This window comes from Pseudomonas sp. LBUM1649 (genome assembly GCF_059716155.1).
On sequence record NZ_CP166807.1, the window covers coordinates 4254868 to 4278919 of the forward strand.

Genomic DNA, 24052 nt, shown 5'->3' on the forward strand with positions numbered 1-24052 from the left:
TTGCGGTCAGGAACCGGCTATGTCGGCGCTGTTGCCACGGATGTAAGGCACTGGTCCGAGGCCGTGCGCTGCAGCGATAGTCTCGATCGCGTACTGGATCGAAGCCGCGTCATTCATCGAGTGGAAGGTGCCGTCGTCGTTGAAGCTGACCTGCGCGCCTTCGATCCAGGCGATGGTGATGGTGTCCTCGGTGTTTTCCTTGGGGGTGTAGAAGGTGTGTACCGAGCCGCCCGGCTCGAACAGGTAGGAGCCCGCCGTCTGCGGCTGGTCGGGGTACTCGAGATACTTCCAGCAGCCCTGGATCGTCCACACCTGCGCCGTACCGGTGTGGTAGTGAATCGGCAGGGAGCAACCGGGCTCCACGATGGCCTTGATGACCCACTCGCCGCGCTCAGGGTCGATGCGTAGCGGCTGAATGTGGATGCCCGGGAAGACATTCTTGATCAGTGGGATCTGCTCGATGTTGACGGTCAGCAGAGTGTCCTGCGGGAGGCCGACCACCGGCAGCAACGCGCCGGTGGAAGTTTTTTGCTGGGTGGGAAATTTAGCGTTCATGCGTTGTTTCCTTTTGTTGTTGGGAATGAAGCGGTGGTGGGAAGCCGTCCTTGAATGAGAAAGCCGGATGCGGGCTGCTCCGGCGGGCAGCGCAAGGCTGTGGAAACCCCGCAAGGTAAAAACAGAAAGTCGCCCGCCGCGAGCAGGAAGTCCTGCCCGTCGACGTGCGCCTCGATCCGTCCGTCTTCGACGTAGAGAACCTGCTCGGCGTCGGGTTCTGTCGGGCAGGCCAATGCGCTGCCGGCAAGCATCCGCAGCGCCGAGATGTCGACCCACTGCGCGCCGACGGTGTCGTGATCGATCAGTGGAACCCTGCCGGTAGCGGCCGCGTCGACGGTCAGCAAGCGGACGTCGCCGCACTCAGCAACCGCAGGGTCGGGTTCCGTGATCGTCTGCGCCGGGTTCTCGCCATAAGGCGGCGCATAGACCACCAGCAGCCGTCCGGGCTGGTCGCTGGTCACGCGAAATGTATGGAACACGCCCGCCGGCGCGTAGGTCCAGGTTCCGGGGCCCATCACGTCGACGCGCCCCTGCGCTTGCGACTCGCCAGTGCCTTCAATCATGTAGGCGCATTGCTCCAGGTACGGATGCGCGTGCGGCTTCGCGCCATGGGATTTCACGATCGTACCGACCAGCACTTCGAGTGCCGTCGCGCCCACGGTCTCAGGGCCGATCACGCGCACATTGGAGGTGCCGGTGTGGTTCGCCGGCGAGTAGGCAGCAAGGTCCGCCGCCCTGATCACAGTGGGGATGGCTTTTATTGCAGCTGGATCCTGAACGTTATGCGTAAGCATAGAACCTCCTACGAGACTTAAACCTAAAGATCTAATGTTAGGAGTTTTGCCATGAAAAATGACCCTCGTCAAGCACCTCATTGGGGTGACCACAGAGATTCTGGCCAGACGGTACGAAGCAGAGGCGGATCTGTTTTCAATGGATTAAACGCCTCCTGCGGGTCGATTGTTGCCCTTCCCGACAGACAGCACAGCCAAAAGCTGCCATCCACTTAAGTAAGTGATAGCGGCTTGGCAACACAACACCTCTAGACTTTGATTTGCGTATTTCGGTGGCGCCGTCCCGAACTCGCAGAGCGCGAGTTCGGAGTCTTTCAAATCGCCACGGATAGCGACGACCTTCAGACAGGCGCAGAGATAAAACAGAGACTCTCTTGTGGAGAGTGCACCGACAGCAAGGAGCTTGGTAAAGCGCCTCGATCAGGCATGGCTACTAACGCCGTGGAACGCGTAGCGTCCGCCCGCTGTAAAGAGCCCCCATGACAGGTTCAGTAATGGGCGCTGGAAAAACTACTCAATCAATTCGTAGTGGAAATGCTCTGGGTCAAATCGATTAGTACCGATAGGTCGCCTGCACAGAAACCCCATTCGCGCTATTTTCGTAGTTGGCACTGTATGCCGGTTGCAGACCGGAGTCGTTCGACTGGTTTACTGAAACTTTGGAATCCCAGAGATAACCATAAGCAAGGTCTATCGTCAGATCGGTGTTCGGTGAATAAGCGGCGCCGAAGGTGACGGCCTGGCGGTTGCCAACCGGAACGCGCACGCTGCGATCCTCATTTCCCACTGGCGATGGATCATAGGCGTATCCTGCGCGCAGCAGCCATTGGGGGTTCAATTGATAGGATGCGCCCACCGCGGTGCTCCACGTGTCGTGCCAGTTCATTAGTTCGGTCATGGTCTCCATGCCAACCGCCTGGCCCACGGGGGAAACACCGCTGTTGATTGCCTTGACCTCCTGGATCCGGCTCCAACGTGTCCAGGTGGCTCCCAGGTATCCGGTCCAGCGACTATTGAATCGATGGGTGATGGACGTATCCACGGATTCGGGCATAGTAATGTCTACTTTGTTGTCATAATTTCCGTCCATGACAGCGCTCGGGGAGCCGGAAACTTCCGTATGCCCTTTGAGGTGATAGTCCACCTTCGAGTGGTAAGTAATTCCCCAACGGGTTGCCTCATTAAAGTCAACCAGGAGGCCAAGGTTGTAGCCAATGGCCGTGTCATCGCCTTTGATGGTGACCAGTGTATCCTCGCCATTGTTCAGGGCGCCGGTGGCCATATAATTCTGAAGCTTGGCATTGAAACGGTTTATGGTCGGTCCGCCACCAATGGACACGTGATCATTGATCCGATAGGCAATGGTGGGCTGCAGGGTTATTTCTTTGGTTGTGCTATAGGAACCATGGTAGCGGCCCTGAAAACTGCTCTCGTAATCATTGATCAGACCACTCGGCGCATACAGGCCCACACCTATCGAAAATCGATCATCAAGCGGCGTCGACATATAAGCGAAGGGCACCACCCCCAAAGGTACCGAGTCCCCCTCATTCGTCCCTGCGGCACTGCTCTGCGCATCACTGATGTCGATGTTGGCCGAGACGACCGCGGTGCCGCCGGAAATCTCACTGCGCTTCAACTTGGTCAAGCCTGCGGGGTTTCCATAAATGGTGCTGGCGTCCAGCGCCGAAGACGACCTTCCCGCGTAAGCAGTCCCTGCACTGCTGGCACTTTGTTCATTCAGGCCGATGCCGTTGGCGCCTGCCATTGTAGAGGCGCTGAGGAGTGCCATGGCACTGCTGAATTTAATCCATACAGCACATTTTCGCTGAGCGGAGAAACATGGGATCGCACGGTTATTCAGCTGCATTTTCCACCTCTTGTTTATTGTTTTTGTTAATCGCACGCAGGCAAAGCTTTGCCTTCCCGTACCCTTCCCAGTGCCGGTTGGAGTTGATCGAAGTTGTGTAAAAGGCCCTGGCTGAACAGCGCCAGGGCATCATTGCTGTACTACAGATGCGATTCAGAAACTCAATTAAGCCACTCGACAGCAAAGCTATATCGCCCCAAGAGCGGAGCCAGGACTTCCTGGCCAGTGCCGGCCCTGACGTAGGCAACCTGCCCACGACGATTGTCCTGCACGACTTCAACAGCAATATCCGAAAGCCCCAGACGTTCCACTTCCTGCAGGACCACTTTGGCAATTTCGCGCTGCTGCAAAGCGGGCTTGAATATCTTGCCCACGGCAGTCAGTGGCAACGCTTCGAGGATTTCAATGCGCTTGGGAACGGCTGCCCGCTCGCTGATGTTCAATTGAGCAAACGCCTCAAGTTCTTCGGCGCTGCAGGCTTGCCCGGGACGCAGTTGAACGTAGGCGACCGGCACCTCGCCCGAGTAGGCATCGGGGCTGCCGATGGCAGCGGCCAGGGCGACGGCGGGGTGCGCCTGCAGAGCCTCCTCGATTTGCTTGGGATCGATGTTGTGGCCGCCGCGGATAATCAACTCCTTCTTGCGTCCAGTCAGCCAGAAATAACCCTGCGCATCCTGGCGACCCAGATCGCCGGTATTGAGCCAGCGCTGGCCGTCGATATCGATCCAAAGGCCCTGGTTATGACGCTCATCCAGATAACCTTCGAAGAGGTTCGGACCACTGATCGTGATCAGACCGATCTCATCCACGTTGGCGTCGCGCACGTATTCTCCGGAATCATTGAGCACGACCGCGCGCATGTTCTGGTAGGCGAGCCGTATCCCAATGGAGCCGATACGGCGCTCGCCATAGGGCGGATTGATTGAGGACACGCAGGCGCCCTCAGTCAGACCGTAACCTTCAAGAATTTTAACCCCGGTACGGCGCTCGAATTCCCGGAAAAGCTCAGCCGGCATCGGTGCGGCGCCACAGATTGCATAGCGAAGACTGGACAGGTCGCGGCCCTGCCATTCATTTTGCAAAAGTGCGGCATAGACAGTAGGCACGCCGGAAAAGAGGTTGATACCGAAGTGCTCGACCATCTCCCAGAATCGAGGGATCACGCCCTCGCCACGATACCCCTGAGGCGTCCCGAGGATCACATGGTCGCCTTGAGTCCAAGGCATCAGTCCAGTCACCAGTTGGCCATTGACATGAAACAGCGGCAGGCCACAAAACATAACCTGGACACCACTGCGTGGCTGCATGTGAGCGGCGATGGCCCATGCATTGAATACTTCAGAGCCATGGGTACGCGCGGCGATCTTGGGAAGTCCCGTGGTGCCGCCCGTACAGATGTAGGAGGAGCACTCATCCTGGCGGATTTGCCGACCGCTCTGCAGGTGTGTGTGCGGCTGAGCATTCATCAGCGATTGCCAATCGTGGATCGCGATGCCGCTGTGCAAGTCTCGTTCCTTCAGTGCCACGGCTTTCAGGGCCTCACGTACAGGTTCCGCGACATAGGGCTCCATGCTGACCCAGACAACAGACTTGACCATGGGCAACTGATCCAGTTGCGACGCCAATTTAGGCCACAGGTCACTGCCCGCCGTCGGCGCAAGTGTCACCACCACGGATGCCTTCGCGGCATTCAGCAAGCCAGCCATCTGCTTGGCTTCAAGTAGAGGATTGATCGCCATGACGATCCCCGCCGCCTCCCCGCCCCATATCGTGAAATGGGTTTCCGGCAGATTGGGCAAAACAAAGGCAATCACCTCACCCGGTTTTATGCCCAGGTCATGGAAGGCATTTGCCGCGCGGGTGATATCCGCGAAAAGCTGGGAGTAGTTCCACTTGTAGGTGCGTTTGAAATCGGCGGCATCAGCGAAGAAACTGAGCGCTGGTGCCTGGGGGGTGCGCTCGGCCGCCTGACGCAGCGCTTCATAAGTGCTGCAAGCCAGACCACGCTCCGACAAAGGGACTCGTTCGAGACTTTCGATGTCATCCAGGGTCTGCACAACCATCAGGCTTCCCCCACGACGCGGTTGCGTTGTACGCCGAGGTCGATCACACCATCGGCGCTGCGAATGCGCGCCTCGACCACGTCACCGGCCTTGAGGTACTGCGTCCGGCCTTCCTGCGCCTTGAGGAAAAGCTTCCACTTGGTGGCTTCGGGCAGCATGGCGGCAATGCGCATTTTGGCAGGCGAAGGGATCGTCAGAGCACAGCCTGCAGGCGTACCGGTGGCGATCAGGTCTCCAACGGCGAGATCCTGCAAGGCGGAGAGTTCGGTCAGGGTTTCAGCGGGGCCGTAAACCAGATTGGCCGTGCTGTCGTTCTGTCGCACCTGATCGTTGACTGTCAGGCGCAGCTGCAGTTCTTTCAGGTAATGCATGCTCTTGTCATCCAGAAGGCACAGGTACGGGCCGACCGGGCCGAAAGTGCGGTAGCTCTTGCCCTTGTAGAACTGCATTTGGGGAATCTGAATGTCACGCGCCGAGTAGTCATTGACTATGACGACGCCTGCAATGAACTCATGCAGATTGGCGTCGGTGACAGAAACAGCGCCGGTGATCGCGCGCTTCATCACCAGGCCCAGTTCGATCTCGTAGTCAAGGAAGCGCACGTGGCGCGGCTTGATCAGGTCGCTGTCAGCCGCCACCAGGCAACTGGTTGCCTTGGTGAAGATCATGTTGAATTTCTTCGCATCCGGGTCCATGCCCGATTCGATCATGTGCTGACGGTAATTGGCGCCCTGGCAGACGAACTGCTGGTTACGGGTCACCGGCGACAGCAGTTTCACTTCGCCCGCATCCAGCTCCGTGCCTTTCAGTTGAGCGAGGTCGTCGATACTGTTCTGGCTAATGAAGTCACCGGTGGTATCAAAAGTACCGGGAACAACTGTGATACGGCCCTGGCGAAGTACGCCCCAGTGGATACCGTTCTGAAACTCAAAGCGAACTACGTGTACAGCAGACATTGAAGGTACTCCTGGAGCGGTGTTTGTCTCGCGCTCGGTGGCGCGGGAATTGTGGTGTTGTTCTGAGGGAGCGCTGGCAAGGGTGTAGACCCACGCACTGCCAGCAATCACAGCGCCGGCTTTAAGCACGTCCCGCCGGCCAAACCGGTTTGAGTTGTCCGACATGGCGGCAGCTCTACCCGAACATCCGCATGAGTGTTATCAGCTTGCGAAAGGTCAGGTCCGGGCTGCGCCGCAGGTTGCGAACCAGCAGAATCAGATTGGCCAGGCTCATCTTGGGTTTGGTAAAACTCTTGGGCATGCGCTGCCCCCACTGGGCCATTGCCTCGGGACTCACCGGATGAATGCCCATAGGTCGAGCGGCCGTGAAGACATCCCCGTCGCAGTAATGCTCGTGCTTGTCGCCCCAAGGGTCTTGCCAGTAATCGAAGATCTGACTGCCCAGGATGTGCCGGCCGATGCCCCATGAGTGCTCCCAACCGCGCTCGCGCAGGACGCGCTGCCCCATCCCCACGGCGTCTGCATCGACGACCTCATAGGCGCTGTGGCTATAGGTCGCCATGAACCCTTGTGCAATCGCGAGCGTATGGTGAGCCGCGGGAATGTCACCGAGATCCAGGCGCATGAAAGTGACGATAGGCGTGCCGTCGGGGAGTACCTGCACATCACTGGGAATAAACCCGAAGTGCTGCGTATACCAGGCACAGGTCGCCTGGTAGTCGGCCACTTCGATCACGATATGGCCTAGCCTGAGCACTTCAGGGGGAGCAATCGGCGGGCGCTGCGTGGTGTTGATTCGCGGTTGCTCCTGCGCCAGATTCCAGTGCAGAGGAGCTCTGTGTGCCAGCGTCTTGCCTGGTGTCTGGTCAAAAACGGCTTCCACAACGAAACCGGAAGGATCGGTCAGTCTGACGTAATACCCTTCGCCAGGATGTTCCGACTTCTCTACCGATGACGCACCTGGGATTCGAGAGAGTTTTTCCAGATCTTTGAGAGATCGGACTGCCAGGCCGAACCCGATAAAACGTGCCTGTTCTGCACGATGGACACGGTAACAATATGAAGTGGCATCGGTGGCTCGTAGATAGAGCGTTTCGGCGTCCTGCCGTCTTACCGTCAGACCGAAGTCGCTCAGGAAACGCGCCGCCTCGTTCAAGTCCGGCCGTTGAAAGATCAGGTGAGTCAGATCCTGGGCCTTTACCGTCGGCTGCGGATGCCGGGCGGGTTGTGGCGTGGCCAACCGGTGCAATTCGATTTTGTTGTTCATTGTTGTTGTTTTCCGGTTTTTTAGGGCAAAACTGTCCCAAACCCATGAAAAATAAGGGGTTTAGCCAATCAAGTCAGTTACGGGCTCAGTCGAGAGCTGGAAGTGCCGGCAACTCTTTGGTCGCCAACGCACGAGCCTCCTCTGACGGCACACCTAATGCGCGCAGTACCAGCTCGGCGGTGTCGGAGCCCGATTCGCGCCACGTTTTATGACCTTCCAGTACCAGGAAAATCGAGCCCAGGGTGCTGCTCGATATCAAGGTCAGTACCGAGAGCAATTGCTCCTGCGCAAACGTGTACCGTCCAATGGAAAGCCCGCTCAGAAGATCCTTGGTCGCCTGGCTGCTAAATATTTCGCGCAACGAAGAATTACTCATGGCGAATTTATGGATGAATGCGCCCCACTGGGAATCCTCGTGCGCTCGACGAATGAACAATCGAATGCCATTGGCCAGGCGCTGAGCCGGATCAGAGAGGGAATTGAAGCTCTTGTTGACGCGCTCATGCATCTCCTTCGCGAGATGGCTGGCGACCGCCTCGAACAGGCTTTCCATGCTGTCGATGTTGCTATAAACCGTTCCGCGCGCTACGCCAGCCTCTTGCGCGAGGTCAAGGATGTTCACTTGTGAGGTGCCTCTCTCGGCGAATAGGCGAAAGGCAGCTTGATGAATGCGGCGCTGTGTTGGATTCAGGGATTCCACGGTTCTCTCTCCAGGATTACCTTATGAACCGATTGAACACTCGTGTTCATTCCGCGTCAACCATATTTTTATGGCCTGTTGGTTCTTCTGTCTGAAACCGGCCTGAAACCTAATAATCCTGATGCCTGGATCGAGGTCGCCGAATCAATAAAAGCACTGCACATTGACACAATTGAACACGCGTGTTCAATTATGTTGGCCGACTTTTATCAGCTGAAGGACAGAACATGACCGGCTCAAATCTCTTCAAACCGCTTCGATTGCCCAACGGCACGGTGATTCCAAACCGAATCGCCAAGGCTGCCATGGAGGAGAACCTTGCCAATCAGGAACACGCTCCGGGGGAAGCGCTGGTTAAGCTCTACCAGCGCTGGGCGGAGGGTGGTGCCGGCCTGATCATCACTGGCAACGTCATGGTTGACCGCCACGCCTTGACCGGACCCGCTGGCGTAGTGCTTGAGGACGATCGGAACCTGGGTAAATTCAAGCTATGGGCCGATGCTTGCCGAAGTCGTGGGGCGCAGGCCTGGATGCAGATCAATCATCCCGGACGGCAGCTATTGGCTTCAATGGGACAGCCGGCAAGAGGCCCCTCCGCCGTTGCGGTCGATATCCCCGGACTTTCAAAAGCTTTTGTGCCGCCCAGGGCTTTGGAGGAGCAGGAGATCGAAGAGCTGATCGGGCGTTATACCCAAGCGGCGGTGCTGGCCGAGCGCGCCGGATTCACCGGCGTGGAGATTCATGCCGCGCATGGCTACCTGTTCAGCCAATTCCTGTCGCCCTTGACCAACCAGCGTAACGACCGCTGGGGCGGCAGTCTGGAAAATCGTGCACAAATTCTCCTGCAAACCATCGACGCAATACGTCAGCAAGTGGCACCGACCTTTTGCGTCGCGGTGAAGCTCAATTCCGCGGACTTCCAGCGCGGCGGTTTTGACGCCAAGGATGCGGCTCGCGTGGTGAAAATGCTTAACGCCAAGGCGGTCGACCTGGTCGAGTTGTCGGGTGGCAGCTACGAAAGTCCGGCCATGCAGGGACAGACCCGCGATGGCAGCAGCCTGGCTCGAGAGGCCTATTTTCTTGATTTCGCGGAGAAAATAGGAGAAATAGCGCGCATGCCGCTGATGGTCACCGGCGGCGTACGTAGAAAGGAGGTCGCGGAGCGAGTGGTGAGCGGCTCGGTGTCGATGGTCGGCCTTGCCACTGCGCTGGCAATCGAGCCAGCCCTGCCGAAACAGTGGATGGCAGGCCGGGACATCAAGGTGGAGCCCATCGTCGTCCGCTGGAAGAACAAGACGCTGGCATCGCTGGCATTGGCATCGGTGATCAAGAAGCAGCTCGGCTTGCTGAGTCAAGGGAAACGGACAAACCCCGGGACTTCGCCACTCATGGCATTGATCGGCAATCAACTGAAAGCTCGTCGCCAGGCGAAGAGCTATCGGCAATGGATTGATCAAGCCAGGTAGAGGTTCAGGCCGGTAGCGGCTTGCTGGCGATTTTCCTGGCTCTGGCAGGTGTGACGCCCAGAGCCTGGAGAACCATTTCGGCGACCCGCAGATCGTGCTCCGCCACTGCCCGCCCCTCGACAACCGAGCGCATTGCTCCGGTTGTGCACGACAAGACAATATCCAGGGCGACCCCTTCGTCCTCGTAAGCAAGCGTGCCCGCACGCAGTCCTTCACGCAGATCGCCCTGTACATGGTCAGCCAGACGCGAGCGCATTGCCTGGTCGAAATGGATGATGCGCAGCAGCGCATTCGCCCATTGGTGGTCGGCAGCGGCCCGGCACACAAACATGCGCACCCCGATCGAAAGCCGCTGTGCGCCGCAGTGCACGTCCCTGCTCATGGCGGAAATGGCATCGGAGAACTCGGCGGCCATGGCGATGCCCACCGCCTCCAGTACTTCGTCGCGAGTTCGAAAATAGTTGTAGATGGTGCCGTTGGATACCGCTGCTTCCGCAGCCACCTCGAGCAGTGCGATCTCCCCCACTTCCTTACGTGCGATAAGACGCAATGCCGCGTCCACCAGGCCGCGACGGGTGCGCTCACGCTTCTTGTGACCTCTCGTGAGAGGTTCCGGCGCATCAGCTTCTGAAGGAAGAGTGGGAGAATGCATTATCAAGCTCGTAATTTAATGGGCTCGTTGATGGTAACGGAAACGCTGTTTGGCGTGGCGTCTTCGCTGACCAGCAAGTCCCTGCAGTCTCGAAGGAGGCTTCCTGCCTCTGCGCCAGGGGCGTGGTGCATGATGATACGGTCGGGGCGAACCGCGACGAGCGTACCTTTAGCAGCCATGGGCAGGATCTCATGGTTCATGTCTTCGATGAAGTCACAGCTGCCGCCGGAGCGTTGGCCACGTGCTCTGACCTCTAAAAAGTGGCCGCCCATTTTTTCCCAGGAAACGATCTGATCAGGGGTAAGCAGTGACAACGGGTCAACACCGAATCCAACCAGGGTCAGGTTATCTCCAAGTGCATCGTCGCTCAGTTTGATCTGCTTTTGCAGGTTGCGAATCCAGGCCTGGGGAAACAGGCTGCCACGTACCAGCTTGTCGCCCCGGCGATTCTGTACGAACAGGCCTTTTTTGAAGGTGTTCTTCGGCTTGATGTCCAACTGTTCGAAGTACCTCCTGGTAGCGGGAGTCAACGCCAGCGTACGCATCAGGCCGTGGATAAAGAATGCGGCGATCTTGTTCTTGGGCATCACCAGGCGCCCCATGAGTTTCGCCAGATTGATCATCGCCTGAGCATGGGGGCGGCGCTCTACGTCATAGGTATCGAGTATTGCAGGCGCGGCATGGCCGCGAAGGACCCAAGCCAGTTTCCAGGCAAGGTTGGCGCCATCCCGAAGTCCCGCGACGAGACCTTGCCCGACAAAAGGGGGCGTGATGTGCGCGGCGTCGCCGGCGAGAAAAACGCGCCCCTGGCTGAATTTGTTGCAGCAGCGAGCGTGGAATCGATACACCGCCTTGCGCTCGATTTCCAGCTCTTGCGGGTTGATCCATGGCGAGATCAGTCGGGCTATGCTTTCCGGGCTTTCCAGCTCTTCCCGGGATTCGCCGGGCTGCAGCATGAACTCCCAGCGTTCCCTGCCGCCGGGTGCAGGCATGTGCGGCGTCGGGCGGCGCGGATTACAGAGAAACTCAACGTGATCAATCGCTGTCTTGTGCCGGTTCTTGACATCGACAATCAGCCAATCCTCCGCATAGGTCTGCCCTTCGAACTCCTGGCCAATCAGCGCCCTGACCCTGGAGCTTGCGCCATCCGCACCGATCAGGTACTGGGCGCGAACGGAATGCGACTGCCCATCTTCATCCCGTACGGAAGCGAAGACGCCATCCGACACCTCGACCAGGCTCTCAAGCTCAAAGCCACCCAGGCTGGTTACGGACTTGAGCCGGGAAACCTGGCCGCGCATCGCTCGCTCGAGGTCGGGTTGATAGAACGTCACCAGCTTGGGATGGCCGTCGATACACCCCTCAGTATTGGCTCGACCAAATTGCCCGAGCACCGGGGAGTGCATCTTCACTTCAGGGATAACGATCTTCTCGAACGCGTCTTCCGACAACCCGGCGAGTTGCAGGATACGCAGCGCCTCGTTGTCCAGAGCAATGGCACGAGGCATCAACAGGATCTCATGGACCTTGTCCAGTACCAGGGTCGTTATCCCATAGCGGCCGAGCAGCGCCGCGATTGTCGCACCTACCGGACCGTAACCGATGACCAGCACGTCGACGGCAGCGGGAGGCAATACGGAAGCTTTCTTGTTGTTGTTCATCTCGAGCCCTTGTTGTGATTGAAGTCGTGAGACGCGAGGTCTCATCGTCAGGCAAGGTGAAAGGTATGCAAAATTGAGGAATATTTCAATATTGATGTTTTTGTCATTGTTTTTTGGGATCATGGTCAAGCCGCGCTGGGGCCAAGGGACGAGCCGAAATGCGCGGCGTGAACCAAGTTTGCGCGCGTGCCTTTTTCCGACCGGCGACGCTTGGCTTCTGTGCCGATCAGCGTTGTCATGGGAGCACTGGCCCAGGAAGCCGGGTACATCGGTTTAGTATCGAACCCCATGTGAAGCTTCGCGGCGCACACCATGTTTTAGTCTTCAGGAATCAACAGTGGCACGTCCGCAACCCCATCCAAACCCAATCTTGCTCCGCTTTGTCGAGTTCGAGCTCGACGAGACCAACGCCTGTTTGTCGCGTAATGGGCAAGCGGTGGCGTTGGCGCCGACGCCCTTCATGTTGTTATGTGTGCTGGCACGCCAGCCAGGCTCGCTGGTGACCAAGGATGCCTTGCTTGATGCCGTGTGGGGGCATCGGTTCGTCAGCGATTCGGTCCTGAAAACGGCCATCAGCGATCTGCGCAAGGTGCTGGGCGACGACCCCAGGCAGCCTCGCTTCATCGAGACTGTGTCGCGGCGTGGGTATCGCTTCATCGCCCCACCCTCCTGCGCACTTTCGATACCGCCTGCACCCGCTACGGTTACAGCGGCCGGCACGCATCCGTCATCGTCATTCATCGGCCGCACCGAGGAGGTCTCCAGGCTGCAACGGGCCTGGGAGCGGGCGTATGGCGGACAGCGCGCAGTGGTCTGGCTCGCCGGAGAGCCGGGGATTGGCAAGACGACGCTGATCGAATATTTCCTCGCGAACCTTGGCGATATCGCCTGCGCTCGCGGCCATTGCGTGGAGCACTACGGCGCCGGCGAACCGTATCTGCCGGTGCTGGAGGCGTTAGCCGATCTGTGCCGCAGCGACCCCACCCTGCCGGCGCTGATGCGCGCAGTGGCACCGACCTGGCTGCTGCAACTCCCGTGGCTGAGTACCACGCAGGAGAAAGACGTATTGCGGCGCGAGCTTGCCGGCGTCGGCCCGGATCGCATGCTAAGGGAAATGGGTGAATTACTGGACCAATACACAGAGCAGCGCCCGCTAATGCTGGTGACCGAAGACCTGCATTGGAGCGATCGGGCTACGGTTCAGCTTATCGACTATGTGGCGCGGCGACGTGGCCGCGCGCGGCTTATGTGGTTGTCGAGCTTCCGCCTTGCCGAGGTTGTAGCACTCGAGCATCCGCTCAACTCGTTGCGCCATGAACTGCGCCTGCAGCGTTTGTGCGAGGAAGTGGTGCTCGACCCCTTTTCGGAAACCGAGGTCGCCGCCTATGTTGCGCTGCGTTCAGTCTCGCTGGCACGCGATGAAGCCTTCGTGCGCGCCCTGCACGAGCGGACCGACGGTGTGCCCTTGTTCGTTTCGTCCATCACCAGTGAAGTGATGGACCCGAAGGACGACAAAGCCACCATCGAGGCTCGGCTTGCGGATCTGGCGGTCCCCGAAAACCTCGCCGCCATCATTGATCACTACATCGCCAGGCTGGGTCCGGAGCAACGTACCCTCCTCTCGGCAGCAGCAGTGTGCGGGGTCGAATTCCGGGTTGAGACGGTTGCGCTGGCCCTCGAATGCGACTTCTCTTCGGTCACCAGCTCTTGTGAGGAGCTGATGCGCGAGCAGGTCTGGCTCACACAGTCCCGGGCCACCAAGGTTGAAGACACGGTAGAGCAACCCTACTCGTTCCGGCATGCGCTCTTTCGCCAGGTGCTGTATGAACGCACGCCACGTTCATTGCGCACTCATCTTCATCGCCAGGTCGGCGGTGCCCTCGAACGCGAGCGCACCACCGGCGTGCCGGTTGCTGCCTCGGAGCTGGCGATGCACTTCGACCGTGCCCGGCTGCCGATGATCGCGCTGCGCTACTACGCCGAGGCCGCAGAAGCCGCGCTACTGCACTTCAGCCCGGACTTGTGCATTGGCCTCACTGAGCGCGCCTTGGTCTTGCTCATGCAGACACCCGAAGGGACGGAGCGCAACTCCCTCGAAATTACCCTGGCTACGCTGCAGGGAGTTTCGGCATTCCACATGTTCGGTGTCGGCAGCGAAGCCAGTAGCGCCTTCGAACGTGCATACAGGCTGCTGGCGGATGTACCCGAGCACCCCATGCGTGGTCGCCTGCTGCACGGATTCGGCTATCTGCTAGGGCTGCGCGGCGACTATGCGTTGGCGCTTGAGGTGGCGAAGCATGCTGAAGCCCTCTCCTTAGATGCAAATGATCAAGAGCTCATGCTGGCGGCGTGCATCGTCCAGGGCGAGGTGCATCACCTCCAGGGACGCACGAAAACGACTCGCCGCTGGCTCGAACGCGCCCTTGCGATCGCTGAGCCGCTGGACATCGGGACGAACGAGATTTTTGCGGCTGATCCTCAGGTTACGCTGCACGGCATGCTGGCTATAGAACTCGTGCGTTCTGGTCTGGTTGAGCAAGCCCGAGCCCACATGCAGCAGGCGCGGACACGCGCGCAGGCGTTGCGTCAACCCATGACCGGGCTGGTCGCCGCCTGGCAGGAGGTGCTGATCGAGGTACGGCTGGGGAACCCTCGGCGTGTAGCCGCGCTGGCTGACGACATGCAGGCGCTGGTCGATGAATATTCGCTCGCACTCGGGCGGACGGCTTGCCGCTGGTGGCGCGGCTGGGCCGACGCGCGCAACGGTGCGTCGCGCGATGGCTACCTTCGCATCCGTGAGGCCTATGAAGAACACACCGGGCTTGGAATGCGCTCCGGTGCCAGCGAGGTACTCGGCTACGCCACCGAGGCGTTGCTGCTCGCAGGTGATTGCAACGCAGCGCAAGTCGAGCTGCAGGAAGCATTTCGGGTGGGCGAGGAACTGGGCGAGCGCGTCTACCTGCCGCAGCTATTGCTGCTGGAGGCAGCGATCTCGCAAGCACAGGGGCGGCCCGACGCCGGCATCGCCGCGGTGCGGCGCGCGGTTGAAGAAGCTCGCGCCCAGGATGCACCGTGGCTGGAACTGCAAGCGCTGGTCGAACTGTGCGAGCACCATGACGCTACATCCGAGGACCACCAGACATTGCTGACGCTGATTGACCAATTGCCCGAAACGCATGGGACTGAAACGGTAAAACGTGCGCGGTCGCTGATTCAGGATGCAAAGGCGACATGATGTGATGTGAAGGGCTCACCCTCCATGCGCAATGGAGGGCACCTTTTTATCTCACCTGCATTCATGGCCGCCTGCCCCCGAGGCAATAGCCACTTTATTTTTTCACTCAGTGACGCAGTAACCTGCGTAGCGGGACCCCATCTTTCAGTACGGGCGATTTGATGACGATGTAACTGAAGTACTTTGAAATACCGATGTTCTTGTCCAGCAGGCCTTCCATCACTTCCTGATAATGCTGGATGCTGCAGGTCATGAAACGCACCAGATAATCGTAGCCGCCGCTGATCAAGTGGCATTCGAGCACCTCGTCGACCAAGCGGATATTAGACTCGAATTTGGCGAAGTCCTCCCGCTTGTGGTCGCTGAGCGTGATCTCCGTGAATACCGTGACCGAGTCAGTGATCTTGGCAAGATTGAGATGGGCTCTATATCCGGAAATATAACCCGCCGACTCAAGCCGCTTGACCCGTTGCAAGCATGGGCTGGACGACAGCCCCACCGCATCGGCTAGACTGACGTTGGTCATTCGGCCGTCTTTTTGAAGTTCAACCAGGATACTAATATCAATTCGGTCTAGTTTAATTAAACCTTCCATCGCATCCTCTTGGTTACCGTTCAGTTAGGCAGTGGTTTTAACAAACTCAACGTCGCAAAGATAGCTGATGCTGAGTGACCAGATCCGCCATGCTAGTGATGTAAAAATCTGCCGAATACTCCTTAGTATAACTCTCTTGGCCACGGCGGATCAGGCACAAGCCAGCCGCTTTCGGCGGCTGCGCAGGAGGTCTGGAAACCTGCAGAATATTTTGGGGCTTAAGGTTGTTGGCCAGCAACCATTCGCTGTCCTCCAATGGATTGCTGATTCGGGAATAGAGGTCTTCGGGCATAATCCCCAACCGTTCGCAGAGCTGTTCGCGATCCTCGGCATCACGATCGCAGTACACCAGCAACCGATAGAATTTACGCAGATACAACATGGCACCGGGCGCATCTTCGAACAGTGACCAGTTGGATGCCGAACGGGCAAAACTCATGCCCTCTTCCCAACTGGCCTGGAGCCCAAAACGCTCTGCCAGCTGACGATGGGCAAAGCACAATAAGCCACTGAAACCCAACTCGGCAAAACGTGGATAGAGCGTGCGCACCGCCTCGTCAAACTCAGCCAATACCTCTTCCCTGCCTGCCTTGCCCGTGTGGTTTTCGAGCAAAGGTTGCAGGGCCGTCCAGATACCGGAATCCCGATCGACCAGGACCTCGTCGCAATCGATCAGCAGTGCACGATAATCAGTCAGATACATGGTTTAGCCTCCCATGATGCATTCATCAATCCATGTGCTCTAAATGCCCTCGGTCGGCGCATTGCTACATTGCGCCAACCGAGACCTGAGATTAATCCAACACTCGTAACAATGCCGCTTCAAGAATTGTCAGCGCTTCGTCGATCTGATCCTCTTGCGCTACCAGTGGGGCAAGGAAGCGCAGCACATTCCGGTACACCCCGCATTTGATCACCAACAGCCCGCCAACCCTGGCCTGATCGATCAGTTGTTGGGTGAGTTCTGCATCGGGGCTGCGGGCCTCATCGTCTTTGATCAATTCGATTGCCAGCATGAAGCCGGTGCCACGCACGTCACCAATACGAGGATGACGCGCCTGTAAGCGCAGAAGGCCCTGACGCAGCCGCTCACCCAATACCTCGCCACGCTCGAGCAACTGATCTTGTTCGTAGGTTTCGATCACCGCCAATGCGGCCGCACAAGCCAGGGCGTTACCGCCGTAGGTACCGCCGAGACCACCGGGTAATGGCGCGTCCATGATGTGCGCACGCCCCACCACGCCCGATATTGGCAAACCACCCGCAAGACTCTTCGCGACAGTGACCAGATCCGGCTGAATCCCGGCGTGCTGAAAACCGAACCATTTGCCGGTACGGCCGAAACCGGTCTGAATTTCATCGAGAATGAGCACGATGCCATGTTGCTCGGTCAGAGCCCGCAGCGCCTGGAGAAACTCCGGTGGCGCGCAAAGGAAACCTCCGTCGCCCTGCACCGGCTCGATGATGATCGCAGCTACTCGATCTGGAGCAACTTGGGTCGCCAGCAATTCGTTCAGGGCTTGCAGCGCCATTTCGCTGCTGAAACCGCGATAGGCGTTAGGGTATGGGGTATGGAAGACTTCGGGAGCGAAGGGCCCGAAGTTCTGCTTGTAGGGTTGGCTCATGCCAGTCAGCGTCGTGCCCAGCAAAGTACGCCCATGGAAGCCGCCACGAAAGGAGATAACGGCTGGACGATTGGTATGTGCGCGGGCGATCTTCACCGCGTTCTCCACAGCCTCCGCACCGGACGTAAACAGCGCCGCCTTGTAGGCTTCTTGACCACCCACCAACTCGCACAAACGCTGTACCAGGTCGATGTAAGGCTTGTAGGCCACCACCTGGAAGCAAGCATGGCTGATCTTTTGCAATTGGGCCTGCACTGCCGCCACCACCTTCGGGTGATTATGACCGATGTTCAAAACGCCAATGCCGCCGACGAAGTCCAGATAGCGCGTTCCGTCCACGTCCCACACCTCAGCACCCTGGGCCCGGTCGATGACCAGCGGGTGTGCCGTGACCAAACCCCGTGGCACGAACTGATCGCGCTGACGGAGCAAACTCGGGGTTTCTTCGACTTTAATGTTCATGGCATCTCCCATAGTGAACCTGGCAACCGGGAAGCGGCTGCGATGTGTTCCACAGGTTAAGCTTTCGACGCAATTGTCTAAGCCGAACTTGGCCTTTGAGAAATCCGGAACGACTGTTTTCACCCCGGTAAACAGCAGAATCCTTCAGCTGTTGCTGGCCCCCATGGAATCTGCCGACATGCGCCCCATACAACGCAACGTTATGCGTTTACGCAGATTCTTTCGACATATCCTGCTCTGCCAATCGGGCATGCTGGATACTTCCCAATCCAATGCGAGAAGTTACCCATGGCCCTGCTCTATAAAGCTGACCCGGTACGCGGCGAACAATGGAAGCGTCTATTCGCTGAGCACGCTCCGGATATCGAATGGCGTGCCTGGCCGGACATCGGCGATCCGAAGGATATTCGCTACCTGGCAGCCTGGCAGGCGCCGGACGATCTCGACACACTGTTGCCAAACCTGCAGGTACTCTTTGCCTTGTCGGCCGGGGTCGACCAGCTTGACCTTGACCGTCTGCCAACGACCCTGCCGGTGGTACGTTTACTCGACCCGAGTATCACCCGGGGCATGTGCGAGTACGCCAGTTTTGCGGTGCTTAGCCTGCACCGGGATATGCTCCGTTATCGCCAGCAACAAATGGCTCGGTGCTGGCAGGCTCACTTGCTGCAACCGGCAGCCAGACGTCGGGTAGGTGTCATGGGGCTCGGCACGCAGGCTCAACAGATTCTGGCCACCTTGCAGACCTTTGGTTTCGCCTTGTCGGGCTGGGCACGCAGCGAGCATCGCATTGTCGGGGTGGACTGCTTTGCGGGTGACGAGCAACTTCCGGCCTTCCTCGGCCAATGCGACATCGTGGTTTGTGTCTTGCCATTGACCGAACAGACTAAAGGGATTCTCAACCGTGAGTTGTTCCAGCACCTGCCCAAAGGCGCTGCCTTGGTCAACATGGGCAGGGGTGGGCACCTCATAGAAGAGGATCTGCTCGAGGCTTTGGCCAGCGGCCAGCTCAACGCGGCGATACTCGACGTACTGGAACAGGAGCCGGCAGCGCCGGACCATCCCTTCTGGCACCATCCGCAGATATTGCTGACACCGCATATTGCTGCGATGACCCAACCGGAAAGTGCGTTTAGCGTGTTGCTGGAGAATATCCGCCGCCATCAACGCGGTGAGTCAATGCTTGGCCAGGTTGACCGCAAGCGAAGTTATTAAGCATCGGGTGTTGAAAATCGACCCGGTATTTGCTGCCGATCCTGCTTCTCATTTGAGCAATTACTGTGGCCTGCAGAGCCGTCGCTTACAGAATCTGCCGAATCAATGTTCGTCTCTTGTCAGGCCTGGCAGCAGGTGAGATACAAATACTTTCGGCGGAGAAATCCGACCGGTCACGCTCCTTGTCTACGGATATCTGTCATGTCCAAATCGCAACGCCCTGCGTATATCTATCGCCCCATGACTTCTGCCGATGTGGCATCAGCCCATGCCTTATCGGTGCAGTTGAAGTGGCCCCACCGCCTGGAAGACTGGGCCATGTTGCAGCGTATCGCGCAGGGTTTTGTCGTAGAAGACGCAGGCCGCTTGATCGGTACCGCGTTCACCTGCCCGCAGGGAGATTACGCCACTATCGGCCTGGTGATTGTCAGTGATGAGTATCAGGGCCAAGGGATAGGTCGCAAGCTGATGGAACAGGCACTTGAGGCTTGCGGATCGCGCTCCGCCATGCTCAATGCGACGCTGGCCGGCGCCCCACTTTATGCCAGTCAGGGATTCGTTGACTTTGGCCATATCCAACAACATCAGGGCAACGCAATGCCCCCTTTACCAAAGGATCTGCCAGCCGGTGAGCGCTGCCGCCCGCTGATCGAAGCCGATCGAAGCGATCAAATCGAACTGGCCAACGCCGGCAGCGGCCTGAACAGAAACGCCGTACTCAACGATCTGTTCGATATTGTCGAACATTCGGTCGGTATCGAGCGCGATGGTCAGCTACGCGCCTTCGCCGTACTGCGTCCATTCGGCCGTGGTCGCTGCATCGGCCCGGTCATCGCGGAAAATCCAGATCAGGCCAGGCACTTGATCGCGGTGTTGTTGGCCCAGGTGCCGAACGCATTCGTCCGCATGGATATACCCTCCGACAGCGGACTAGCCCCTTGGCTGGAAGAGGCTGGGCTGAAGCAGGTCGACACAGTTGCCCAAATGGCTCGTGGAACTCCACCGCAGGCGATCGGCGGAGTGCGCCAGTTTGCTCTGGTGACTCAGGCCATCGGCTGACAACCCCACGGTTACATCCAACGCGACACAATGCATTTTCCCTGGAGATACACCTTCATGCTAGAGCCCACTGCAGTGCTGTTGGCACACGCCGACGGCAGTCCCGTTCTGACAAAATTCACCCGCGGTTCGTTGGGGGCCAATGATCCTTTCGACAGGCACATTGCTTATGTCGGGCTGGATGACATTGCTGCCGGCGTGGTCCAGGCGAGCGGACAATTCAGCGTCAATGAATACCCCTACAGCGAAATGATCGTCGTACACACGGGACAAGTCACCCTGCAGAGCCAGGATGGCACGCTCCAACTCAATCCCGGTGACAGCGCAGTGATTGCCAGGGGGACATCGATTCAGGTCGAGGCGCAACCCGACTCTCTTTGGGCATTTTGCGCGGATACCCAGCCCGTTGAGGCGCGCAATCGCGGACTAACGCCTCTCCCCCAGCAAACCTTGCTCTCTCCCTCCGCAGCACCGGATGCAGAAATTCTGCTAAGCCCGGCACCGCAATGCCGCTCGCACAATGTGTTTGTCGAAGAAGCGACCAACCTGCGCATCGGCGTCTGGGACTCGACACCCTATACCCGCAGGGCGAGGCCACACATGCTGCATGAACTGATGCACCTGATCGAAGGCAGCGTCACCCTCCAGGTGGCGGACGGGACCCATCTGACGGTCAACACTGGCGATACGGTATTCGTGCCCCGAGGCGCGCCATGCGCCTGGAAGAGCAGCGTTTATGTGCGCAAATTCTACGTCGTCAAATAACTCGAATTGCGTTAGCGCCGGCAGATGGATTTATCCTGCGCCGGCCCCACCACCCAATTGTTCAATCATTTGTTACGGAGTACAGATAATGGGATTAGGTGGCTTCAGTACCGGAAAAATCCTGATCATCCTGTTGATCGTGGTCATGCTGTTCGGAACCAGGCGCTTGAAAGGCTTGGGGTCGGATCTCGGCGAAACGATCAGGGGATTGCGTAAATCCATGGGCGACGATAAGCCAGTCACTGATGAGCCCAACGCAGCGCGCCAAAACCATCAATAACATCCGCCTACTCAACTTCCCTCACATTCCTTGATCCCTCTTCGCTGGCGCTTCGCAACACGGGAACGAGCCGTTCGATGCGGTTCCACGCGCGGCGCCCGGTAGATCACCTTGAGCGAAGACTGTCAGAGGGGTATTTGTGCGTGATAAAAAAAGCCCGCAGTGAGACGGGCTAATAGAGTGACACACAAGAATGTATGGAGCGGTCAAGCCGCCTTGGTGTTTGCTCAGTTCAACGCCGCGGCGATTGCCATTCCGACATCCTGGGTCGAGCCCTGTCCACCCAGATCAGGGGTGATCGGTCCTTCGGCAATGACCTGTTCGATGGCCTTGAGAATACCGTCATGGGCTGCACGGTAGCGCTCATCGCCATTGCCCAGGAAGTCCAGCATCAAGGCACCGGACCAGATCATCGCAATCGGGTTGGCGATGTTCTGCCCATAGATATCCGGCGCCGAGCCATGGACCGGTTCGAACAGCGAGGGGAAGCGGCGCTCTGGATCAAGGTTGGCCGAAGGAGCGATGCCGATAGTGCCGGCGCAGGCGGGTCCCAGATCGGACAGAATGTCGCCGAACAAATTCGACGCCACGACCACATCGAAACGATCTGGCTGCAGCACGAAGCGCGCACATAAAATGTCGATGTGTTGCTTGTCCCAGCTGACCTCCGGGTACTGCTGCGCCATTAGCGCCGTGCGCTCGTCCCAGTAAGGCATGCTGATGGAAATACCGTTGGACTTGGTGGCCGCTGTCAGACGTTTGCGCGGCCGGGTCTGGGCCAGATCGAAGGCGAACTTGAGAATCCGGTCCACGCCGCGCCGGGTGAACACCGACTCCTGTAGCACGAACTCATGCTCGGTGCCTTCGAACATCTTGCCGCCGACCGAGGAATACTCGCCCTCGGTATTTTCGCGGATCACCACAAAATCGATGTCCCCCGCTTCGCGTCCGGCCAGCGGACACGGCACGCCGGGGAAAAGCCGCACCGGACGGATGTTCACATATTGGTCGAAATCACGGCGAAACTTCAGCAGCGAACCCCACAGGGAAATGTGATCCGGCACTTTGTCCGGCCAGCCCACGGCGCCAAAGTAAATCGCGTCGAAGCCCTTGAGTTGTTCGAACCAGTCGGCGGGCATCATCTGCCCATGTTCCAGGTAATAATCGCAGTGTGCCCAGTCGAGCACTTCGACGCTCAAATCCAGTTGCCATTTCTTCGCGGCCTGCTCCAGTACCCGCAGCCCTTCAGGCAAGACTTCCTTGCCGATACCATCGCCGGCGATCGCGGCGATTCTGAATGGTTTGCTCATCAATGGTGGCTCCTCAATGTCCTGTTCAAACGGTGATCCGATCACAGCCCACCGATGTGGAAAGCTTTGACTTCAAGGTATTCATCCAGGCCGTACTTGCTGCCTTCACGGCCCAGACCCGATTGTTTGATACCACCGAATGGAGCGACTTCCATGGAAATGAGCCCGGTGTTGAGACCGATCATGCCAAACTCCAGCGCCTCGCCGAATCGCCATGAACGGCGCAAGTCCTGGGTGAAGAAATAGGCGCCCAAGCCATAAGGCGTGGCATTGGCCAGGGCCAGCGCTTCTTCTTCAGTGGTAAAGCGCATCAGCGGTGCAACTGGGCCGAAGGTTTCTTCGTTGGCCAGCAACATCCCGGCATGGGCCTCACCGAGCACTGTCGGCTGGACGAACTGGCTGTCGCCCTCGGGGATGCCACCACAGAGCAGACGGGCGCCCTGACTCAAAGCATCGTCGATATGTCGAGCGACCTTGCTCACCGCCGCCGCATTGATCAGTGGGCCGATGGTCACGTCGGCGTCCAGGCCATTGCCAACCTTGAGCTTGCCCACCTCCTCCACCAGGCGCTGGGCGAAGCGCTCGTAGATCCCGTCCTGCACCAGAATCCGGTTGGCGCATACGCATGTTTGTCCGGCGTTGCGGAACTTGCTGAGCATGATGCCGGCCACTGCCTGTTCCAGATCAGCGTCGTCGAACACAATGAACGGCGCGTTACCGCCCAGTTCCAGGCTCAAGCGCTTGATGTGTTCGGCACTCTGGCGCATCAGCAGCCGACCGACAGCGGTGGAACCGGTGAAGGAGATCTTGCGCACCGTCGGGTTGCCGGTCAGTTCTTCGCCGATGCCGGCGGGCATACCGGTCACTACGTTAAACACGCCGGCCGGAATACCGACGCGCTCGGCGAGCACCGCCAAAGCCAGGGCTGACAGCGGAGTCAGATCCGAGGGTTTGACGATGACCGGGCACCCGGCGGCCAGGGCTGGCGCGCACTTACGGGTGATCATCGCGTTGGGGAAGTTCCACGGGGTGATCGCGGCGCAAACCCCGACCGGCTGCTTGAGCGTGAGCAAGCGGCGGTCGCCGCTGGGTGCCGGTATGGTCTCGCCGTAAACCCGGCGGGCTTCTTCGGCGAACCATTTGACGAAACTGGCGCCATAGCGGATCTCGCCCTTGGCTTCATTCAGCGGCTTGCCCTGTTCGCAGGTCATGATCAGCGCCAGGTCGTCGAGATTGTCGATCATCGCCTGATACCAGCGCTCCAGCAGAACCGCCCGTTCTGCTGCGGGGCGTGCGCGCCAAGCGGGCCAGGCGCATTCGGCAGCTTCGATAGCGCGTCGGGTTTCGCTGCCTTGCATCGCGGGTACGCGGGCTAGCAACTGGCCGCTGGCCGGGTCGATGACGTCCAGGGTGGCGGCGTTGTCGGCGCTGATCCACTGACCGTCGATGTAAGCGAGTTCTACCAGCAGGCTGGGGTCTTTCAGGCGATTCTTGAGCATGGTCGAGTCCTGTTCCGAGACAG

Annotated in this window: 20 protein-coding genes; 6 read left to right on the plus strand and 14 right to left on the minus strand. The window is 58.6% G+C overall.

Annotated elements, in window-relative coordinates; translation table 11 throughout:
* Positions 1-6: 6 nt before the first annotated feature.
* From ACA058_RS19655 to ACA058_RS19685, 7 genes are all read right to left on the minus strand, one after another.
* A complete protein-coding gene (locus tag ACA058_RS19655; protein WP_497635514.1) occupies positions 7-555 on the minus strand; it encodes a 2,4'-dihydroxyacetophenone dioxygenase family protein in 549 nt (182 codons plus the stop codon).
* The gene (locus tag ACA058_RS19660) at positions 552-1349 is read right to left on the minus strand and encodes a cupin domain-containing protein (RefSeq protein ID WP_497635515.1); all 798 of its coding nucleotides are present in this window, start codon (positions 1347-1349) and stop codon (positions 552-554) included. Before ACA058_RS19660 ends, ACA058_RS19655 begins: the two co-directional genes overlap by 4 nt.
* A gap of 553 nt (positions 1350-1902) precedes the next feature.
* Positions 1903-3219, minus strand: coding sequence for an outer membrane protein transport protein (locus tag ACA058_RS19665; RefSeq protein WP_497635516.1), 1317 nt, complete (start codon positions 3217-3219; stop codon positions 1903-1905).
* Between the two features lie 161 nt (positions 3220-3380).
* Positions 3381-5282: an acyl-CoA synthetase gene (locus ACA058_RS19670; RefSeq protein ID WP_497635517.1), complete on the minus strand. Its 1902-nt coding sequence runs from the start codon at positions 5280-5282 to the stop codon at positions 3381-3383.
* Complete coding sequence (locus tag ACA058_RS19675; protein ID WP_497635518.1) at positions 5282-6238, minus strand: fumarylacetoacetate hydrolase family protein; 957 nt, start codon at positions 6236-6238, stop codon at positions 5282-5284. The genes ACA058_RS19670 and ACA058_RS19675 overlap by 1 nt, the downstream gene beginning before the upstream one ends.
* A gap of 175 nt (positions 6239-6413) precedes the next feature.
* Complete coding sequence (locus ACA058_RS19680; protein WP_497635519.1) at positions 6414-7505, minus strand: VOC family protein; 1092 nt, start codon at positions 7503-7505, stop codon at positions 6414-6416.
* Positions 7506-7590: 85 nt separating this feature from the next.
* Entirely contained in the window at positions 7591-8205 is a 615-nt protein-coding gene (locus ACA058_RS19685) for a TetR/AcrR family transcriptional regulator (RefSeq protein ID WP_497635520.1), read from the minus strand.
* Between the two features lie 227 nt (positions 8206-8432).
* Between ACA058_RS19685 and ACA058_RS19690 the strand changes: the two genes are divergently transcribed.
* Positions 8433-9671, plus strand: a complete 1239-nt coding sequence (locus tag ACA058_RS19690) for an NADH:flavin oxidoreductase/NADH oxidase family protein (protein ID WP_497639967.1) — start codon at positions 8433-8435, stop codon at positions 9669-9671.
* A 4-nt stretch (positions 9672-9675) separates the two neighbouring features.
* On the opposite strand, the gene ACA058_RS19695 is transcribed toward ACA058_RS19690, so the two are convergent.
* Both ACA058_RS19695 and mhpA read right to left on the minus strand, forming a co-directional pair.
* Positions 9676-10323: a TetR/AcrR family transcriptional regulator gene (locus tag ACA058_RS19695; protein ID WP_497635521.1), complete on the minus strand. Its 648-nt coding sequence runs from the start codon at positions 10321-10323 to the stop codon at positions 9676-9678.
* Positions 10324-10325: 2 nt separating this feature from the next.
* Positions 10326-11984: a bifunctional 3-(3-hydroxy-phenyl)propionate/3-hydroxycinnamic acid hydroxylase MhpA gene (mhpA, locus tag ACA058_RS19700; protein ID WP_497639968.1), complete on the minus strand. Its 1659-nt coding sequence runs from the start codon at positions 11982-11984 to the stop codon at positions 10326-10328.
* A gap of 337 nt (positions 11985-12321) precedes the next feature.
* Between mhpA and ACA058_RS19705 the strand changes: the two genes are divergently transcribed.
* A complete protein-coding gene (locus tag ACA058_RS19705) occupies positions 12322-15219 on the plus strand; it encodes an ATP-binding protein (RefSeq protein WP_497635522.1) in 2898 nt (965 codons plus the stop codon).
* Positions 15220-15325: 106 nt separating this feature from the next.
* Here ACA058_RS19705 and ACA058_RS19710 read toward each other — a convergent pair whose 3' ends face one another.
* The 3 genes from ACA058_RS19710 to gabT form a co-directional block, all read right to left on the minus strand.
* Positions 15326-15814 carry an Lrp/AsnC family transcriptional regulator gene (locus ACA058_RS19710; RefSeq protein WP_048393171.1) on the minus strand — a complete coding sequence of 163 codons (489 nt, stop codon included), beginning with the start codon at positions 15812-15814 and terminating at the stop codon, positions 15326-15328.
* A gap of 46 nt (positions 15815-15860) precedes the next feature.
* The gene (locus ACA058_RS19715; RefSeq protein WP_497635523.1) at positions 15861-16517 is read right to left on the minus strand and encodes an HAD family hydrolase; all 657 of its coding nucleotides are present in this window, start codon (positions 16515-16517) and stop codon (positions 15861-15863) included.
* A gap of 91 nt (positions 16518-16608) precedes the next feature.
* Positions 16609-17901 (minus strand): 4-aminobutyrate--2-oxoglutarate transaminase, encoded by a 1293-nt coding sequence (gabT, locus tag ACA058_RS19720; RefSeq protein WP_497635524.1) that lies wholly within the window; start codon positions 17899-17901, stop codon positions 16609-16611.
* A 288-nt stretch (positions 17902-18189) separates the two neighbouring features.
* Between gabT and ACA058_RS19725 the strand changes: the two genes are divergently transcribed.
* From ACA058_RS19725 to tatA, 4 genes are all read left to right on the plus strand, one after another.
* Complete coding sequence (locus ACA058_RS19725) at positions 18190-19116, plus strand: 2-hydroxyacid dehydrogenase (protein ID WP_497635525.1); 927 nt, start codon at positions 18190-18192, stop codon at positions 19114-19116.
* Between the two features lie 201 nt (positions 19117-19317).
* Positions 19318-20175, plus strand: a complete 858-nt coding sequence (locus ACA058_RS19730; protein WP_497635526.1) for a GNAT family N-acetyltransferase — start codon at positions 19318-19320, stop codon at positions 20173-20175.
* Positions 20176-20232: 57 nt separating this feature from the next.
* Positions 20233-20940, plus strand: a complete 708-nt coding sequence (locus ACA058_RS19735; protein ID WP_497635527.1) for a cupin domain-containing protein — start codon at positions 20233-20235, stop codon at positions 20938-20940.
* Between the two features lie 88 nt (positions 20941-21028).
* The gene (gene tatA, locus ACA058_RS19740; RefSeq protein WP_497635528.1) at positions 21029-21220 is read left to right on the plus strand and encodes a twin-arginine translocase TatA/TatE family subunit; all 192 of its coding nucleotides are present in this window, start codon (positions 21029-21031) and stop codon (positions 21218-21220) included.
* A gap of 227 nt (positions 21221-21447) precedes the next feature.
* Here the strand turns inward: tatA and ACA058_RS19745 are convergent, their stop codons facing one another.
* Positions 21448-22530: a tartrate dehydrogenase gene (locus tag ACA058_RS19745; protein WP_497635529.1), complete on the minus strand. Its 1083-nt coding sequence runs from the start codon at positions 22528-22530 to the stop codon at positions 21448-21450.
* Positions 22531-22571: 41 nt separating this feature from the next.
* Positions 22572-24029: an NAD-dependent succinate-semialdehyde dehydrogenase gene (locus ACA058_RS19750; protein ID WP_497635530.1), complete on the minus strand. Its 1458-nt coding sequence runs from the start codon at positions 24027-24029 to the stop codon at positions 22572-22574.
* Between the last annotated feature and the right edge of the window lie 23 nt (positions 24030-24052).